We start from the raw sequence: 16,982 nt of genomic DNA, 5'->3' as shown, positions 1-16,982 counted from the left end.
CCCGCCGGCACGGTCACCCCGCTCCGCCGGGGTGCCTACGCGTCGCCCGCCCGGGACATCCGCAGGGCGAGGTCCTGCAGCAGATCGGCGGTCTTGACGTCCGTCCGCCCCGAGTCGTGGACGTCGGCGAGTTCGGAGAACAGGAACGCGAACGCGCCCACGAGTGAGATGGCGGCGGGCAGATAGGCGTCCGCGACGGCCTGTCCGGCCTCCGCGGGCCCCGCGTCGCCCGGCACCTCGACGCGGGGGAACACCTCTGTGACAAGGGCGCCCAGGTGGGTCTCGACCGACTCGACCCCGGATTCCTCGTCCTGGGCGATCCTGCGCACCATCGCGTTGGTCTCGGTGAGCACGCCGATGGCGCGCAGGATGATCTCCGTCTGTTCCATGCCGTGAGCCTAGACGGGTGAAGCCCCTGTGTGGCCTCGATGTTCGTGCCGGGATGGTAGACAGGGCACATGAACGACTTCTCCCGCCTTTGCCCGGATCGCGTGCGATGACCGCAGGAATCGACACCCCGGACCGCCGGGGCCGCACCGGACTCGACCGCGTCGGCCGTGACCTCACCGGCAACCCCCGCGTCAAGGTCCGCGACGTGCGCCTGCTGTCCAGCCACTGGTACGTGGAGCGCACCACCAGCTTCGACTTCCAGCACGCCGACGGCACCTGGAGCACCCAGGAGCGCGAGACCCACGACCGCGGCAACGGCGCCACCCTCCTGCTCTACGACACAAGCAGGGAAACAGTGCTGCTCACCCGGCAGTTCCGCTACCCCGTGTACGTCAACGGGCACCCCGACGGCATGCTGGTCGAGACCCCGGGCGGCCTCCTCGACGAGGAGGACGAGCACCCCGAGGTCGCCGTGCGCCGCGAGGTCGTCGAGGAGACCGGGCACACCGTCGGAGAGGTCCACCACGTCTTCGACGTCTACATGAGCCCCGGGTCGGTCACCGAGCGGGTGAGTTTCTACGCCGCGTCGTACGGACCCTCCACGCGCACGCACGAGGGCGGCGGCCTGGACGAGGAGGGCGAGGACATCGAGATCGTGGAACTGCCCTTCGCCCGTGCCCTGGAGATGATCCGCACCGGGGAGATCGCCGACGCGAAGACCATCATGCTGCTCCAATGGGCCGCCCTGGAAGGCCCGTTCAAGAGGGCTTGACTTGAAGTGCTCTTCAAGTTCCAGACTCCCCTCCGGGCCCGAGGACTTCGGGTCCGGACGGGAGGGACACCATGAAGTACCGCACCATCGGCACCGACCCGGGAACCCGCCGCGAGGTGAGCGTGCTCTCGCTCGGCGCGATGCTGTTCGGCTCACGGACGGACGAGAGGACGTCCTTCGCCGTGCTCGACCGCTATGTCGAGGCCGGCGGGAACTTCATCGACACGTCGGACAACTACGCGTTCTGGACCGACGACAGCCAGGGCGGACACAGCGAGGCACTGCTCGGCCGCTGGCGGCGCAGCCGCGGCATCGGCGACGAGATCGTCATCGCGACCAAACTCGGCGCGCGCCCGCTCGCCCCGGGTACGGGCTACGTGGACAATCCCGAAGGCCTCTCCGCCAAGACCGTCCGCGAGGCGTCAGAGCGCAGCCGGGAGCGCCTCGGCGTGGAGCGGATCGATCTGCTGTACGCGCACATAGAGGACCGCACGGTCGACCCGCGCGAGACGGTGGAGGCGTTCGGTGAACTCGTCGCCGAAGGCGGCGTCGGACTGCTCGGGGTGAGCAACCACGCCGTGTGGCGGGTGGAGCGGGCCCGCGCGCTCGCCGCGGCGGCGGGCCTGCCCGGGTACGAGGTCCTGCAGTACCACCACAGTCTCCTTCGGCCGCGGAGCGACGTGCCGAGCGACCTGTTCCCGGAGGGGAGCCTCGGCGCGGCGACGGGCGAACTGCTCAGCTATCTGCGCGCCGAGCCCGCCCTGACCCTCGTCGCCTACTCGCCGCTGCTGACCGGCGCCTACGTGCGGGACGACAAGCCGCTCCCGCCGGACTACGAGCACCCGGGAACCCCGGCGCGGCTCGCCGTGCTGCGGGAGATCGCCGAGGAGACGGGGGCAAGCCCCAACCAGGTGGTCCTGGCCTGGCAGATCGGCGGCGAGCTGCCGGTCGTCCCGCTGGCCGGCGCGTCCTCCGTGGCGCAGCTGGAGGAGAACCTGGCCGCGGTGGACCTGGAGCTGACCCCGGACCAGCGGGCGCGACTGGACGCCGCCCACTGAACCGGCCGCGGCCTATCCGGGCCCGCCCTCCGGGGACCTGAGCGTGGTGAGGAGCAGCGCGATGTCGTCCGGGCGTTCGCCGGCCTGCCGGGCGGGCGCCGTGAGCAGGTCGGCGGCCCGGGAGAGCGAGGAGCCACCCGGCTTTCCGTGCGGCGTGCCCGCGCGGGAGAGGATCGTCCGCAGCGCCTCGATGCCGTCGTCGATGTCCGTGCCGGGCCGCTCGACCAGCCCGTCGGTGTACAGGGCGAGCACCGCCTCGGGCTCCAGCCGCAGTTCCGTCACCGGGTAGCGGGCCCGCGGGTCCACCCCGAGCACCACACCACCGGGCAGGTCCAGCACCTCGGTGCGCCCGTCGGGATGGCGCAGCAGGGGCGGCGGATGGCCTGCCCGCGCCGCTCGGGCGAGGCCCGTGACCGGGTCCACCCGCACATAGCAGCAACTGGCGAACTGGCCCGGGTCGAGGTCGATGAGCAGCCGGTTGGTACCGCTCATCACCTCGTCCGGCGACCGGTCGCCGAGCGCGAACGCCCGGACCGCGCTGCGCAGCTGCCCCATGGTGGCCGCCGCCTGCACACCGTGCCCCTGCACGTCACCGATGACCAGGGCGAGTCCGTCGCCCGCCTCGACGACGTCGTACCAGTCGCCGCCCACGTCCATGCCCACGGTGCCGGGCAGATACCGGCCGGACGTCTCCACCAGGGGATGCGCCGACAACCGGTGCGGCAGGAGGGCCTCCTGGAGCCCGCGTGCCAGGGCCGCTTCGTCGTCGTAGCGCCGGGCCCGCTCCAGGGCCTGCGCGATCAGCCCGGCGAGAGCGGTCAGCACCGTACGCTCCTCCACGCCGAAGCTGCGGGACCGGTCGAAGCCGAGGATGCACGAACCCACCGGGCGTCCCGAGGCGATCAGCGGCAGAAACGCGCGCGCCCCCTCCGTGGCGTCCAGCGGGATCCCCGGATAGGCCGCGGCCAGTTGCTCCATCGACTCGAAGAAGAGGGCACGGCCGTGGGTGAGCGTCTCCACGCCGGGAATCTTCGCGTCCAGGCCCACCCCGTCGAACGGGGCGAGGAACCCCTGCGGGAAGCCCGTTTCCCAGGCCAGGTACAGACGCCGTTCCTGGAGGAGATAGATGGCGAGACGACGGCCGCCGAAGGCGGGCAGCAGTTCCCGCATCACCACCTCGGACACCTGGCGGGCCGTCACGGCCTCGGTCAGTGCGATGGCGAGGACGATGGGCCGGTACAGCGGCGCCGTCGTCGGGACGCCGCTGCTCGGCTCGTCCCCCGTGTCACGGCCGGCCGTCACGGACGCCGGGTCGAGCGGGGCGGCCTCCGCGGTCTCGGCGACACGCCCCACCGGCACGAGCCGGCAGGTGAGGCTGGCCGGGCCGGGGAACACGGAGAGCGTCAGCCAGGCGCCTCCGCCGTGTCCGGGCGTGCCCTCGCAGCGCGCGTGCGGGATCCGCACCTGGAACTGCACCGGGTCCGGTGACAGCAGCGCCCCGCGCAGATGGTCCTCGTACACGGGGCGGTCCAGCCACGGCACCGCCTGCCACAGCGACCGTCCGAGCAGTTCCGTCCGCGGACGCCCGAGCAGCTCGGCCGCGCGTTCGTTGACGTAGATGATGAGCCCGAGCCGGTCGAGCGCGAAGACGGCCTCCGGCAGCAGGTCCGCCGCCTGGTCCGCCGCCGGGCCCGGGCCCGGTTCGACGACCACGCCGCTGACCCGGTAGGGCGCGAGCAGGCCCGGGCCAGACGTCCACAGCTCCACCACCCGCACCTCGCCGCTCGCGGTGCACAGCGGTATCGGGTGGTGCGGTGGGTGCCCCGCGGCGGTCTCGCGCAGGGCGGCCATGAAAAGGAGGGGTTCATCGGGGGCGACGGCCGCTGCGAGGGCCTCCAGCGTTCCGGTGAATTCCTCGTGGTCACCGCCGAGCAGGGCCCACAGACCGTCGTCCGCGATGACGCCGCCGTCGACCGGGTCCCAGGTGAACCGCCCGACGCAGCGCGCCGTGGGACCGTCGGCCGGCGGCCGCGTGCACATCGGCTCCCCGTCCCACCGGACACCGGGCCCGTCCTTGTCCAACGCGGCCAACGCCGCGCCCAGTTCGTCCGCCACCGCCGTCATCCGGTCCCGGTCCGGCAGCACCTCGGTGGCGTCCGAGGCCGACGGCCGCAGCACCGTGAGTACGCCGTACGACGTCGAGGCCCCCACCACCGGTACGTACAGCGAACCGAACGGGAACGGCAGGCCCGCCGCGAGCTGGGGATAGCGCCGCATGGTCTCGGTCGCGTCCGTCAGGAGGACCTCCACACCGAGCCGATGGGCGTCCGCGACGGGGAAGGGCCGGTGCACGTCCATGCGCCACCAGGGCCGGAACAGCGGGCCCGGGAGACCCGCGAGCACGGCGAGCCGCAGCAGGCCCGGCGTGCTCGAACGCAGATAGACGCCCCCCGCGAAGCCGCGAGCCGCCCGGATCGCGTCCGTCACGGCCCCGCTGAGCAGGGCATCCAGGTTCTCCAGCGCCTGGACCTCACGCTCGGCGCTCCCAGTCATCGGTCTGCCCTCGTCCGCCCACCGTCAGGGGGATACCACAGCAAGAATGCGCCTTCGAGGCCCCTGACCGCACCTCGGCGCCCGTACGGGGGCAGGGTCGTGCGCCACCCCTCGTCAGGGACACGCCCGGTCGTGCCCAGCGCGAACATACAGGCTTACCGGGATGTTCAGGAGGCGTCCGGCACCTTGTGATTCAGGAGCCGTCCCGCGGTGATTCAGGAGCCGTCCCGCGTGACGAGGGTCTCGGCCGCGACGGCCGCGACGGCGTCGGCCACCGACGCCAGCGCGGGGGAGTCCAGCTTCCACTGCTGCCAGTACAAGGGGACGTCGACGATCCGGCGCGGCGCCAGGCGGACCAGCCGCCCGGCGCGCAGCAGTGGTCCGGCCTGCGCCTCGGGCACCATGCCCCAGCCCATCCCGGCCACGACGGCGTCCACGAACCCCTCGGAAGTGGGCATGAAGTGCCGCAGCGCACTCGCGGCGCCGCCACCTCGCAGGGCGCGCACGAACTCGTCCTGGAGGCCGTCGTTGCGGTCGAACACCACCAGGGGCATGTCGGCGATCACGTCACGCAGCGGTGTCTCCGCCCCCAGCCACCGTTCGGCGAGACCGGGGCTCGCGACCGGCAGATAGCGCATCCGGCCCAGGGCCCGCACGGAACATCCCGTCACGGGGTCCGGCGAGGAGGTCACGGCCGCCATGACCAGCCCCTCGCGCAGCAGTGTGGCCGTGTGGTCCTGGTCCTCGCGGCGCAGTTCGAAGCAGAGGCGGAGGTCCTCGGGAACCCGGGTGAGCGCCGGGAGGAACCAGGTGGCCAGCGAGTCGGAGTTCACCGCGATCGACACACGCGTGGGCTCCCCGGGGCCGGCCATGCCGAGCGCCGTGTGCGCGTCGCGCTCCAGCCGGGCGAGCTGACGCGCGAAACGCACGACGACCTCGCCGGACTCCGTGGGCCGCACCGGCTTCGTCCGCATCAGCAGCACCCGGCCGGTGCGCTGTTCGAGCGCCTTGACGCGCTGGCTGACCGCCGACGGAGTCACATGGAGCGCCGCGGCCGCCGCGTCGAAGGTGCCCTCGTCGACCACGGCGAGCAGCGTGCGCACCTGGTCCACGGGCAGATCTGTCATCACGAGCGCTAATGTTACGTAAGAATCTTTAGCTGTACTCCCGGCGATGTGCTCCATACCGTCGACGGCATGACAGCCGCTCTCACCGCCGCGACCGCAGGTTTCTGCACCGGTCTCTCGCTCATCGTCGCCATCGGCGCCCAGAACGCGTTCGTCCTGCGCCAGGGAATACGCCGCGACGCCGTCCTCGCCGTGGTGGCCATCTGCGCGCTGTCCGACGCCGTCCTCATCGCCCTGGGCGTCGGAGGCGTCGGCGCGGTGGTCGTGGCGTGGCCCGCCGCGCTCACCGCGGTCGGGCTGATCGGCGGCGGCTTCCTCCTCGTGTACGGGTTCCTCGCCGCACGCAGGGCACTGCGGCCCTCGGCCCTGCAGCCGTCGGCCGCGCCGGCGGACTCACGACGGCGTGCCGTGCTCACCTGCCTGGCGCTGACCTGGCTCAACCCGCACGTCTACCTCGACACCGTGTTCCTGCTCGGCTCCATCGCGGCCGACCGCGGGCCGCTGCGCTGGACGTTCGGGCTGGGCGCGGCGACGGCGAGCCTGTGCTGGTTCGTCGCGCTCGGCTTCGGCGCCCGGCTGCTCGGCCGGTGGCTGGCCCGGCCCGCGTCGTGGCGTGTGCTGGACGGCCTGGTCGCCACGACGATGATCGCCACCGGTGGCCTCCTGATCGCCGGGGCCTGAGACCCGGTTCCTTGAACGTTCCGTCCCCCGGAGGACACGAACCGTTCCCGCTCGGCCATAGTGATCCCTGAAGCGAAAGATGTATCGAGCAATCAGGACGAGTGTGGACACGAGCGAAAGCAGCAAGGACAGCGGCCCCGGGACACACGACGAGGCCCCGGCGACACAGCCGCCGAATCGGCCCGGATGGCGCCGGTGGACCATGGACACCCGGCCGCTGCGCCGCCCCGCCTACCGTCGGCTGTGGTCCTCGACCATCGTCACGGCGGTGGGCAGCCAGCTCACCGCGGTCGCCGTGCCCAAGCAGATCTACGACATCACCGGCTCCTCGGCCTGGGTGGGCTACGCCAGCCTCGCCGGCCTGCTGCCGCTGGTGGTCTTCGCGCTCTGGGGCGGCGCCATCGCGGACAGCATGGACCGGCGCAAGCTCCTCCTCGTCACCAACACCGGCATAGCCGTCACCTCACTGCTGTTCTGGGCACAGGCGGTCAGCGGACTCGACTCCGTACTCGTCCTGATGGTGCTGCTCGCCCTCCAGCAGGCGTTCTTCGGTCTGAACTCCCCGGCGCGCAACGCCTCCATCGCCCGGCTGGTCCCGGCAGAGGAACTGCCGGCGGCCAACGCGCTCGGCTCCACCGTCATGCAGACCGGCCTGGTGGCCGGGCCGCTGCTCGCCGGCGCGCTCATCCCCGTCATCGGCCTGCCCGAGCTCTACCTGATCGACGCCCTCGCCCTGTGCGTCACCGTGTGGGCGGTGGTGCGGCTGCCCGCCCTGCCGCCCCTGACCGACGGGCCGTCCAGGCGGGCGGGATGGCGCGAGGTCGCCGCCGGGTTCCGCTACATCTCCGTCCACAAGGTGCTGCTGCTGTCCTTCCTCGCCGACATCATCGCCATGGTCTTCGGCATGCCCCGCGCGCTGTTCCCGGAACTCGCCGCGCAGACCTACGCGCCGTACGGGGAGGGGCTCGCGCTCGGCCTGCTGTTCGCGGCGATCCCCATCGGTGCCGTGATCGGGGGCCTGATGTCGGGCACCTTCTCCCGCGCCCGGCGGCACGGCCTCATGGTCATCGTCGCGGTCGCGGCCTGGGGAGCCGCCATCACCGGGTTCGGACTCAGCACCAGTCTGTGGGTGGCGGTGGCGTTCCTCGCCGCGGCCGGGATCGCCGACATGGTCTCCATGGTGTTCCGCGGCGCGATCCTGCTGTCCGCCGCGACCGACGAGATGCGCGGGCGGATGCAGGGCGTCTTCACGGTCGTCGTCGTGGGCGGGCCGCGTCTGGCGGACGTCCTGCACGGCACGGCCGGCTCGCTCTTCGGACCGCGCGCCGCGGTCGCGGGCGGCGGTCTGCTGGTGATCGCCGCCGTGCTGGGCCTGGCCGCGGTGACCCCCGCCCTGAGGCGTTACACGATCTGACGCCACAGCGGGCCGGGGTGGCTCTAGAGTGATCGCCATGGGGGCGACACGACCTACATCGCAGTTCCACGCGCCGAACATCGGTGCCTCGACGGGCGTCGACCGGCTGGTGGGGGCGCTCGACGCGCAGGACGCCAATGACGGCGTCCGCCGACTGCGCGCCTGGGCGCACACGGCACTGGACGTTCGGCCGGGGGAGCGGGCGCTCGACATCGGCTCGGGCACCGGTTCGCAGACCCGGCACCTGGCGGACGCCGCGGCGCCGGGCGGCGCGGCACTCGGCATCGAGCCCAACCCGGGGCTGCGCGCGGTGGCCGAGCAGCGCACGGAACCGGGCGGCCGGGCCCGCTTCCTGGACGGCGACGCGCTCTCCCTGCCCGTGCCCGACGCCTCGATCGACGTGGTGTGGTGCGAGCGCGTGCTCCAGCACCTCCTCGAACCGGAGAAGGCCGTCGTCGAGATCGCCCGTGTCCTGCGTCCCGGCGGGCGGGTCGCCCTGCTCGACACCGACTGGGCGACCACGATCCTGCACCCCGGGGACCCGGAGACCGTCGCGGCCGTCACCTCCGGCGCGCTCTCGGCGGCGGCCGACCCGTACTCCGGACGCAAGCTCGTGGGTCGGCTGGCGGCGGCCGGGCTGGTCGTCGACGACCGGGGTTCGCAGGCACTGCTCCAGGACCACACCACGGTCGCCTGGCCGTTGATCCGCATGCTGGGCGAGTCCGCCGTACGCCGCGGCCTCGTCACCGAGGTGCAGCGCGACCGCCTGTACGAGGACCTCACCGAGGCCGCCGCGCAGGGGGCTCTGCACATGTCCGTGACCATGTTCGGGGCGGTGGCGCACCGCCCGGGGTGACCCGGTCGGCGTACCGGAGCGAGCGGTGGTCATCACGTCCGGTTTGAATGGGCATATCGTCCGAATCAAACCGGAATACAATGGTATGACCGTCGTTGACGGAGGTACCGCAGTTTCCCCTGGCATTGGGGGTACACGAGCAACATGAACACCGCGACCTATGAAGTGATCGCAGCCAGTTCCGCGGTGAACGCGATCGCCGCCTTCGTGGGTGGTCTCGTCATCGCAGGTGCGCTCGTCTGGGCCGTCCGGATGGGCATCAGCGTGCGGCGCGAGGAGCTGGACCCGCCCACCCCCGAGGAGCAGCCCAAGCTGCCCGCCGAGGGGGCGATCCACGAGATCCGGGAGATGCGGGAACCCGACGAGGTCCCGCAGGCCGTGGACGAGAGCGAACGGCTGATGCCGTACAACCTCCACGCCGCGGGCAGCAAACACGCCGACGATCAGCACCGCAAACGCTGGGTTCCCGGATCCAGCGGTTCCTTCGGAAGCGGCGGCCCCGGCAGGACCTGAACGGGCCACGCGCAGCGGACATGACCGCCCCGTCGGGCGGTCATGTCCGTCTGTCGTGAGGGAGGTCGGCCGCCGAGTCCTCCGGAGCCAGGTCGGGGCGCAGCCGCAGCCAGGACGGCTGCCGCAGCAGACCGGCCCTGGTGCGGGTGCTGTAGCGGACCTCGCCCACCAGCCGTGGCACCACCCAGTGCGCCCCGGTCACCGGCGGCACCGGGGTGAAGGGGCAGCGGTCCGTCGCGGCGGCCCGCAGCAGCCGGGCCAGCTCGGCGCGCTCCGTCTCGCTCCAGCCGGTCCCCACGCTGCCCACGTAGCGCAACGCGCCCTCCGCGTCGCGCTGTCCCACCAGCACGGCACCGGGAAGCCCGGCCAGCCGCCCCCTGCCCGGTGCCCAGCCACCGACGAGGACGTCCTCGGTCCTCATGTTGCGGATCTTGATCCAGGAGCGCGAGCGCACCCCGGGCTCGTACACGGAGTCCAGCCGCTTGCACACCAGCCCCTCCAGACCACTCTCCCGAGTCGCCCGCAGGGCCGCCTCGCCGTGGCCGACGAGCGCGACCGGCGTCGACCAGAACGGTCCGGCGAGAGCGAGCCCGTCCAGTTCCTCGCGCCGTCGGGCGTAGCGCAGTCGGGTCAGGTCCCCCGCGAGGTGCATGACGTCGAACAGCACGAGGTGCGCGGGGGCCTGCGCGGCACGGCGAGCCGCCTTGCCCGGTGATCCGGCGAGCCCCATACGGGACTGGAGCAGCTGGAAGTCGCCACGCCCGCGCTCGTCCAGGACGAGGATCTCGCCGTCCAGGATCGCCGGTGTTCTCCCCAGAACGTCACCCAGCACACGCAGCTCCGGGTACGCGGCGGTGATGTCCTCACCCGACCGGGCGCGCAGCACCACACTGCCGTCCCCGGGCAGATAGACCACGGCGCGCTGGCCGTCCTGCTTCGTCTCGTACGCCCAGCGCATGTCCTGGCCCCTGGGCGGGAGCGTGCCGGGCGTGGCGAGCATGGGAGCGATCAGCGGCAGTCTCACAGCTGTGTTCTCGACAGGCCTCGCGCGGCGCACGCTCGGGCGGCGGCCGTTTCGCCTGAACGGCGGCCCTCCTCCGCCTCCCGTGCCGGCCGGTCCCTTCTTCGTACGGTGCCGCCGGCCCAGCCGTGCCGACGGCGACCGTGCCGTCGGCCCCCGCTACCGGCCCTCGTCCAGGGCCTGTGCCATCAGGGTCTGGAGACGCAGCCCTCGGTGGGCGTCGAGTTCGCCGGACCGTCCCGTCCGTACGGCCGTGGCGAACTCGCGGCGCAGCACGGGCCAGGACTCCTCGTGGTCGAGCGCCGAGCCGTCGAAGACCAGCTCGGGATGCCGGCCGAACAACTCGATCCGCGTGATGCCGCGCTCGACCTCGACCGAACCGGACAGCGAGGCCTGGCTGACCGCGCCGCCCTCGTGTTCGCAGGTGAGCTCGACCCACCGGCGGGGGTCCCCGGTGGCACGCACGCGGAGGACCGGACCGAGGGCCGCGTCCAGCAGATCGAGGATGTGCGGCCCGATGTCCAGCAGCGCCCCGTGTTCCAGGCGCCACGGGGTCGCGAAGTCCCCGCCCAGGAAGGCGCCGCCCACCATGCACGACCTCGCCCCGGAGACGTCCAGCTCCCGGGCCTTGGCCAGGAACCGCCGGGTCTCCGGGTGATAGCGGTTCGACAGGACGAGCTGGGAGACGACCCCCGCGCTGTCGATGGCGTCCACGAGCTCCCGCGCCGCGGGCAGATCGAGGGCCAGGGGCTTCTCCAGCAGCAGGGCCTTGCCCGCCTTCGCCGCCCGCAGCGCCAGTTCCGCCTGCACGTCGGGCGGCACGGAGAAGGCGACGGCCTCACAGGTGTCGAGCAGTTCCTCGAACGTCCCCGCCACGGCGGCTCCGTAGGGTGCGGCCGTCTCCCGCGCGGCCTCGGGACGCCGGGCCCACACCGAGGTCAGCCGTGTCTCGGGCCCGGCGGCGAGCACGCGCGCGTGGACCATGCGTGCCCATGGCCCCGCGCCGACCAGCCCGACCGAGACGGGTTCGTGCGGCCAGTCGTGCGCGTTTCCGGTCACGAGGAACTCCTCTGCTGTGCTGTGCTGTGCGGGTCGTCCCGACGGGCCGAGGACCCGTCAGGACCAGGACGGTCGAACCGCCTGACGAGCACACTTCACCATGCCGGCCCGCATTCGGGCCAGAGCCCGCCGTCGGCGGGGCCACGACCTCCGCCCCCGCCGGCCCCACGCCCGCCCGTAACTTGACCTGATTGAGGGGGATACCGGCCGAGGAGACTCATAGGCTGTGCGCGCGAGTGATCACCGTCGACCCGAAGGAGCGAACGTGACGCCACGCCCGCAGCAGGCCGCAAGACGCTCAACAGTCCTTCGCCGGGAAGCCGTTGTCGCCACCGTCCCCGTCGCCGTAGCGGCCCTGCTGGCCGCGGCCGGACCTGCGGCCGCGGGGACCGTCGGCCGGGCCGGCGCCGGAGATCCGTACTTTCCCCTCGCGGGCAACGGCGGCTACGACGTCCGTCACTACGACCTGACCCTCGGCTACGACCCGCACAGCCGGCACCTGGACGGCAAGGCGGTCGTCACCGCCCGTGCGACACAGCGCCTGACCCGCTTCGACCTCGACCTCAAGGGGCTGAAGGTCACCGGCGTCACCGTCGACCACGTCAAGGCCGCCTTCCGCCGCGACGGCCAGGAACTCGTCGTCACACCCCGGCACGCCCTGTGCGAGGGGCAGGAGTTCAAGGTGACCGTCACCTACTCCGGCACACCGAAACCGGTCACCGACCCCGACGGCTCCCTCGACGGCTGGATCCCCACCGACGACGGCGCGTTCGTGGCCGGCGAGCCCCAGGGAGCCATGACCTGGTACCCCGCGAACAGCCACCCCACGGACAAGGCGTCGTACGACTTCACCCTCACCGTCCCGAAGGGCTACACCGCCGTCGCGAACGGCCTCCTGCGCGGGCAGCGCACCTCCCACGACCGGACCACCTTCCGCTGGCGGCAGTCCGAAGCGATGGCCGCCTACCTGGCGACGGCGACCGTGGGGAAGTTCAAGGTCGAGCAGTACACCACCCGGGACGGGCTCAGGGTCTACAACGCCGTCGACCCACGTGAGGCGACCGCCGCCGCGCCGGTCCTGAAGAAGCTGCCGTCGGTACTGGCCTGGGAGAGCGAGGTGTTCGGGCCTTACCCGTTCCGGGCCGCCGGCGCCATCGTCGACCGGGCACCCCAGGTCGGCTATGCGCTGGAGACCCAGACGCGACCCGTGTACGACTCCGCGCCCGACCTGGGCACCCTCGTCCACGAGAGCGCCCACCAGTGGTTCGGGGACTCGGTCTCCCTCACCCGGTGGCAGGACATCTGGCTCAACGAGGGCTTCGCGACGTACGCCGAGTGGCTCTACACCGAGCAGCACGGCGGCAGGAGCGCGCAGAAGACGTTCGACTCCCTGTACGCCAGTCCCGCCGACAGTGATCTGTGGGCGTTCCCGCCCGGCGACCCCGGCAGCGGCGCGCACATCTTCGACACGCCCGTGTACGCGCGCGGCGCCATGACCCTGCACAAGGTGCGCAGCGCCGTCGGTGACCGTGCCTTCTTCCGCATCCTGCGGAACTGGGCCGCCGGACACCGTGACGGTCACGGCACCACGGCCCAGTTCGTGCGCCTCTGCGAGCGGGAGTCCGGCAAGGATCTCGGGCACCTGTTCCACACCTGGCTGGAGACCGCGGGCAAGCCGTCCTCGTCCTGAACCTCGCCGCGTCCCCGGCTCCGCCCCGCGGCGCGGCCCTCAGGCGGGGCGGAGCCAGACGGTGGCGAGGGGCGGCAGGGTCAGCTCGATGCTGGTGGGACGTCCGTGCGACGGCTCGGACTCCGTCTTGACGGGGTGGGAGGCGTGGATGCCGCTGCCGCCGTATCGGGCGTGGTCGGTGTTGAGGATCTCCTGCCAGGCGGGGATGTCCTCGGGGACGCCGATGCGGTAGCCGTGCCGCACGGCGGGCGAGAAGTGGCAGACGGCGAGCAGCGGGGTGCCGTCGGCGTCGTACCGGACGAAGGCGAACACGTTGTCGTCCGCCGCGTCGGCGGTGATCCAGCTGAACCCGGAAGGGTCGGTGTCGCGCTGCCAGAGCGCGGGTTCACGCCGGTGGACCGTGTTGAGCTCGCGGACGAGGTCGCGGACACCGCGGTGGTCGGGTTCGGCGGGGTAGGCGGGATCCAGCAGCCACCAGTCGGGGCCGTGCGCCTCGGACCATTCGGCACCCTGGGCGAACTCCTGTCCCATGAACAGGAGTTGCTTTCCGGGGTGGGCCCACATGAAGCCGAGGTAGGCGCGCACGGTGGCACGCTGCTGCCACCAGTCCCCGGGCATCTTGGAGACGAGTGCGCGTTTGCCGTGGACGACCTCGTCGTGGGAGATGGGCAGGACGTAGTTCTCGCTGTAGGCGTACACCATCGAGAAGGTCATCTCGTTGTGGTGGTACTTGCGGTGGATCGGCTCGCGCTGGATGTACTCCAGCGAGTCGTGCATCCAGCCCATGTTCCACTTCAGCCCGAACCCGAGACCCCCGTCGGACGTCGGACGGGTGACGCCGTCCCAGGCGGTCGACTCCTCGGCGATGGTGACGACGCCGGGGTTGCGGCGGTAGACGGTGGCGTTCATCTCCTGGAGGAAGGCGACCGCGTCCAGGTCTTCGCGTCCGCCGTGCTCGTTGGGGACCCATTGCCCGGGTTCGCGGGAGTAGTCGAGGTAGAGCATGGAGGCGACCGCGTCGACGCGCAGGCCGTCGATGTGGAACTCCTCGCACCAGTACACGGCGTTGGCGACGAGGAAGTTGCGGACCTCGTGCCGTCCGTAGTCGAACTCGAGGGTGCCCCAGTCGGGGTGGGCGGCACGCCGTGGGTCGGCGTGCTCGTAGAGCGCGGTTCCGTCGAATTCGGCGAGGGCCCAGTCGTCGCGGGGGAAGTGTGCAGGCACCCAGTCCATCAGCACGCCGATGCCGGCCCGGTGCAGGGCGTCGACGAGGTACTTGAAGTCGTCGGGGGTGCCCAGCCGTGCGGTGGGGGCGTAGAAGCCGGTCACCTGGTAGCCCCACGATCCGCCGAACGGGTGCTCGGCGAGCGGCATGAACTGGACGTGGCTGAAGCCCAGGTCGGATATGTAGGCGGGCAGCTGCTCGGCGAGCTGGCGGTAGGTGAGGCCCGCGCGCCAGGACGGCAGGTGCACCTCGTACACGGAGAACGGCGCCACGTGCACCGGGCACTTGGCCCGCCCCGCCATCCACTCGGCGTCGTTCCACTCGTAGTGCGACTCCGTCACGATGGAGGCCGTGGCCGGGGGCGTCTCGGTGCGCCGGGCCATCGGGTCCGCGCGCAGCGTGCGGGTCCCGTCCGGGCGGGTGATGTCGAACTTGTACCGGGCGCCTTCGCCCATTCCGGGGAGGAACACCTCCCAGATCCCGCTGGAGCCGAGCGACCGCATCGGGAAGCCGGCGTTGGTGTCCCAGTGGCAGAAGTCGCCGCAGACCCTGACCCCCTGCGCGTTCGGCGCCCACACGGTGAAGCGGGTGCCGCTCACACCGTCAACCGTCATGAGGTGCGCGCCGAGGGCCCGCCACAGCTCTTCGTGCCGGCCCTCGCTGATGAGGTGCAGGTCGAGCTCGCCCAAGGTGGGCAGGAAGCGGTAGGGGTCCTGCGTCTCGAACGGGGTGCCGTCGTACGTCACCGACAGCGTGTAGGCGGGGATCGCGTCGAGCGGCAGGACGCCCGAGAAGATCCCGTCGCCCGTGTTCTCCAGTTCGGTGCGCAGCCCGTCCACCACCACGGCCACGGACTGCGCGAACGGGCGCAGTGCCCGGAACACGACGCCGTCCGGGACGAGATGCGCGCCCAGCAGTGCGTGCGGGTCGTGGTGGGCACCCGACAGCAGACGCGCGCGGTCCGGCGCGTCCATCGGGGCGGAAGCGGCCGGCCGTACGCCGGCCGGTGCGATGCGGGCTGTCACGACTTCAGCCTCCTCGGGGGGAAGGGGAACGGAATGGGACAACTGGTCATCGGACCTCGGCAGAGGCGAGGCGGCCGACCGCGGCCATCGGCACGGGCAGCCAGTCGGGGCGGTGTCGCGCCTCGTACAGCACCTCGTACACGGCTCGGTCCGTCTCGTAGGCGCGGAGCAGCTCGGGTTCCTCGCGGGGATCCCACTCCGCCTCGGCGGCGTAGCCCGCGCAGTAGGCCTCGCGGCAGCGTTCCGCCCACTCGGGCCGCCAGGGCTGACGGGACCGGGCGGCGTAGTCGAAGGATCGCAGCATTCCGGCGACGTCGCGAACGGGGGACTGGAGGCGGCGGCGCTCGGCGAGCGGACGGGCCGGCTCGCCCTCGAAGTCGATGACGGACCACCGCTGCCCGGCGCGGAGCACCTGGCCGAGGTGGAGGTCGCCGTGGATCCGCTGCGCGGGCCGGACGCCCGAGTCGAGGGACGCGAGCGCGTCGAACGCGGAGCGCAGTCCGGGCGCGTACGGCCGGAGTTCGGGCACCGAGTGGACGGCGGCGTCGAGTCGTTCGCGCATCGCCTCCGCGAGACGTCTGTTGCGGGGCGGGCTCGGCGCGTCGACGGGCAGGGCCGAGGCCAGGGCGAGATGCACCTCGGCGGTGGCGCGCCCCAGTTCGTAGGCCTCGTCGGTGAACTCCCGGTCCGCGGCGAGGGATTCGAGGGCGAGGCTCCAGCCGTCGGTGGCCCCGGGCAGGAACGGCTGGAGGACGCCGAGCGTCGCCTCCTGCGGCTGTGAGGTCCGGAACCACGCGGCGGGAGCGGGAACCCGGGTGCAGCCCTGCCGGGCCAGCGCGCACGGCACCTCCAGGTCCGGGTTGATGCCGGGCTGGATGCGGCGGAACACCTTCAGGATGAACGAGTCCCCGTACACCACGGACGAGTTGGACTGCTCGGCGTCCAGCAGCCGGGGAGCGAGACCGGCCGGCAGTGTCACCCGGACGTCGCGCTCGAAACGCAGGGGTCCCGCGGTGCCGGGCCGGCGCAGGCGCTCCAGCAGCAGTCCGGCGGCCCGGGTGTCGTGCAGCGCGTCGTACACCATGAGGCCGGAGAGCGGGCCCGCGCTCGCCCGGCCGATGACGGCGTGGGCGAGCCGCGGCGGCACGACCTTCCGTATCCCGAGCAGGAGTTGGTAGCAGTCGTCGGCCGGGGGAGCGCCGGCACCCGCGGCGGAGCGGGAGTCGAGGAACTCCGTTCGGACCAGCAGGTGCAGGCACCCCGGGTACAGCTCGGTCGACGACACCAGGGCCAGATCCGTGACGGGCCTGCCCTTGCCCGCGAACCAGCGCTGCCGGGGGAGCCACTCACGCAGCAGCCCGGCGAGCGAGGTCAGCAGCGGAGCGGGACCTTGGCCGCTCGGACGGTGCAGCGCGGTCTTCGCCATGGCGACACGTCCTTTCAGGGGCGGGCGGGCTGTGGGGCACGGCGGTGGGCGTTCAAGATCGCCTGGCGGTGACGGGGGCCATCCCGGGACGGAGCCGGAACCAGTAGAAGCCGTGTCCGGCGAGGGTGAGCAGGTAGGGGAGTTCTCCGATGGCCGGGAATCGCACGCCGCC

At 72.3% G+C, this 16,982-nt stretch carries 14 protein-coding genes; 7 read left to right on the top strand and 7 right to left on the bottom strand.

Going from position 1 to position 16,982, the window contains the following annotated elements; genetic code table 11:
* Nucleotides 1-35: 35 nt before the first annotated feature.
* The gene (locus ABEB03_RS35900) at nucleotides 36-389 is read right to left on the bottom strand and encodes a hypothetical protein (protein WP_345657085.1); all 354 of its coding nucleotides are present in this window, start codon (nucleotides 387-389) and stop codon (nucleotides 36-38) included.
* Nucleotides 390-496: 107 nt separating this feature from the next.
* On the opposite strand from ABEB03_RS35900, the gene ABEB03_RS35895 reads away from it, so the two are divergent.
* Together ABEB03_RS35895 and ABEB03_RS35890 are read left to right on the top strand one after the other, a co-directional pair.
* Entirely contained in the window at nucleotides 497-1,162 is a 666-nt protein-coding gene (locus tag ABEB03_RS35895; RefSeq protein ID WP_345657084.1) for an NUDIX domain-containing protein, read from the top strand.
* Between the two features lie 71 nt (nucleotides 1,163-1,233).
* On the top strand, nucleotides 1,234-2,220 hold the full coding sequence (locus ABEB03_RS35890; RefSeq protein WP_345657082.1) for an aldo/keto reductase: 987 nt from the start codon (nucleotides 1,234-1,236) through the stop codon (nucleotides 2,218-2,220).
* A 12-nt stretch (nucleotides 2,221-2,232) separates the two neighbouring features.
* Here ABEB03_RS35890 and ABEB03_RS35885 read toward each other — a convergent pair whose 3' ends face one another.
* Complete coding sequence (locus tag ABEB03_RS35885; protein WP_345657081.1) at nucleotides 2,233-4,773, bottom strand: SpoIIE family protein phosphatase; 2,541 nt, start codon at nucleotides 4,771-4,773, stop codon at nucleotides 2,233-2,235.
* A 215-nt stretch (nucleotides 4,774-4,988) separates the two neighbouring features.
* Nucleotides 4,989-5,903, bottom strand: a complete 915-nt coding sequence (locus tag ABEB03_RS35880) for a LysR family transcriptional regulator ArgP (RefSeq protein ID WP_345657080.1) — start codon at nucleotides 5,901-5,903, stop codon at nucleotides 4,989-4,991.
* Between the two features lie 66 nt (nucleotides 5,904-5,969).
* On the opposite strand from ABEB03_RS35880, the gene ABEB03_RS35875 reads away from it, so the two are divergent.
* The 4 genes from ABEB03_RS35875 (at nucleotide 5,970) to ABEB03_RS35860 (ending at nucleotide 9,364) form a co-directional block, all read left to right on the top strand.
* Nucleotides 5,970-6,581, top strand: a complete 612-nt coding sequence (locus ABEB03_RS35875) for a LysE/ArgO family amino acid transporter (RefSeq protein ID WP_345657079.1) — start codon at nucleotides 5,970-5,972, stop codon at nucleotides 6,579-6,581.
* A 103-nt stretch (nucleotides 6,582-6,684) separates the two neighbouring features.
* Nucleotides 6,685-7,995, top strand: coding sequence for an MFS transporter (locus ABEB03_RS35870; RefSeq protein ID WP_425589351.1), 1,311 nt, complete (start codon nucleotides 6,685-6,687; stop codon nucleotides 7,993-7,995).
* 37 nt (nucleotides 7,996-8,032) lie between these two features.
* Nucleotides 8,033-8,851, top strand: coding sequence for a methyltransferase domain-containing protein (locus tag ABEB03_RS35865; RefSeq protein WP_345657077.1), 819 nt, complete (start codon nucleotides 8,033-8,035; stop codon nucleotides 8,849-8,851).
* Nucleotides 8,852-8,995: 144 nt separating this feature from the next.
* Nucleotides 8,996-9,364, top strand: a complete 369-nt coding sequence (locus ABEB03_RS35860; protein WP_345657076.1) for a DUF6479 family protein — start codon at nucleotides 8,996-8,998, stop codon at nucleotides 9,362-9,364.
* A gap of 40 nt (nucleotides 9,365-9,404) precedes the next feature.
* Here the strand turns inward: ABEB03_RS35860 and ABEB03_RS35855 are convergent, their stop codons facing one another.
* Complete coding sequence (locus tag ABEB03_RS35855) at nucleotides 9,405-10,388, bottom strand: ATP-dependent DNA ligase (RefSeq protein ID WP_345657075.1); 984 nt, start codon at nucleotides 10,386-10,388, stop codon at nucleotides 9,405-9,407.
* Nucleotides 10,389-10,544: 156 nt separating this feature from the next.
* Complete coding sequence (locus ABEB03_RS35850; protein WP_345657074.1) at nucleotides 10,545-11,444, bottom strand: Gfo/Idh/MocA family protein; 900 nt, start codon at nucleotides 11,442-11,444, stop codon at nucleotides 10,545-10,547.
* A 265-nt stretch (nucleotides 11,445-11,709) separates the two neighbouring features.
* Here ABEB03_RS35850 and ABEB03_RS35845 point away from each other — a divergent pair, with 265 nt between their 5' ends.
* Entirely contained in the window at nucleotides 11,710-13,134 is a 1,425-nt protein-coding gene (locus ABEB03_RS35845; RefSeq protein WP_345657073.1) for a M1 family metallopeptidase, read from the top strand.
* Between the two features lie 39 nt (nucleotides 13,135-13,173).
* Here the strand turns inward: ABEB03_RS35845 and glgB are convergent, their stop codons facing one another.
* Together glgB and ABEB03_RS35835 are read right to left on the bottom strand one after the other, a co-directional pair.
* The gene (gene glgB, locus ABEB03_RS35840; protein WP_425589350.1) at nucleotides 13,174-15,384 is read right to left on the bottom strand and encodes a 1,4-alpha-glucan branching enzyme; all 2,211 of its coding nucleotides are present in this window, start codon (nucleotides 15,382-15,384) and stop codon (nucleotides 13,174-13,176) included.
* 46 nt (nucleotides 15,385-15,430) lie between these two features.
* A complete protein-coding gene (locus ABEB03_RS35835; protein ID WP_345657071.1) occupies nucleotides 15,431-16,810 on the bottom strand; it encodes a maltokinase N-terminal cap-like domain-containing protein in 1,380 nt (459 codons plus the stop codon).
* Nucleotides 16,811-16,982: the final 172 nt, after the last annotated feature.

The sequence above is a fragment of the Streptomyces siamensis genome (assembly GCF_039543605.1).
Lineage (GTDB): Bacteria > Actinomycetota > Actinomycetes > Streptomycetales > Streptomycetaceae > Streptomyces > Streptomyces siamensis.
The sequence above is the reverse complement of the archived record's forward strand: the minus strand, read 5'-3'. Positions and strand labels throughout refer to the sequence as shown.

Bases quoted from the DNA above. Each gene is read 5' to 3' on its own strand.
- ABEB03_RS35900 (WP_345657085.1), bottom strand. From the start codon at position 389: ATGGAACAGACGGAGATCATCCTGCGCGCCATCGGCGTGCTCACCGAG.
- ABEB03_RS35895 (WP_345657084.1), top strand. From the start codon at position 497: ATGACCGCAGGAATCGACACCCCGGACCGCCGGGGCCGCACCGGACTC.
- ABEB03_RS35890 (WP_345657082.1), top strand. From the start codon at position 1,234: ATGAAGTACCGCACCATCGGCACCGACCCGGGAACCCGCCGCGAGGTG.
- ABEB03_RS35885 (WP_345657081.1), bottom strand. From the start codon at position 4,773: ATGACTGGGAGCGCCGAGCGTGAGGTCCAGGCGCTGGAGAACCTGGAT.
- ABEB03_RS35875 (WP_345657079.1), top strand. From the start codon at position 5,970: ATGACAGCCGCTCTCACCGCCGCGACCGCAGGTTTCTGCACCGGTCTC.
- ABEB03_RS35865 (WP_345657077.1), top strand. From the start codon at position 8,033: ATGGGGGCGACACGACCTACATCGCAGTTCCACGCGCCGAACATCGGT.
- ABEB03_RS35860 (WP_345657076.1), top strand. From the start codon at position 8,996: ATGAACACCGCGACCTATGAAGTGATCGCAGCCAGTTCCGCGGTGAAC.
- ABEB03_RS35835 (WP_345657071.1), bottom strand. From the start codon at position 16,810: ATGGCGAAGACCGCGCTGCACCGTCCGAGCGGCCAAGGTCCCGCTCCG.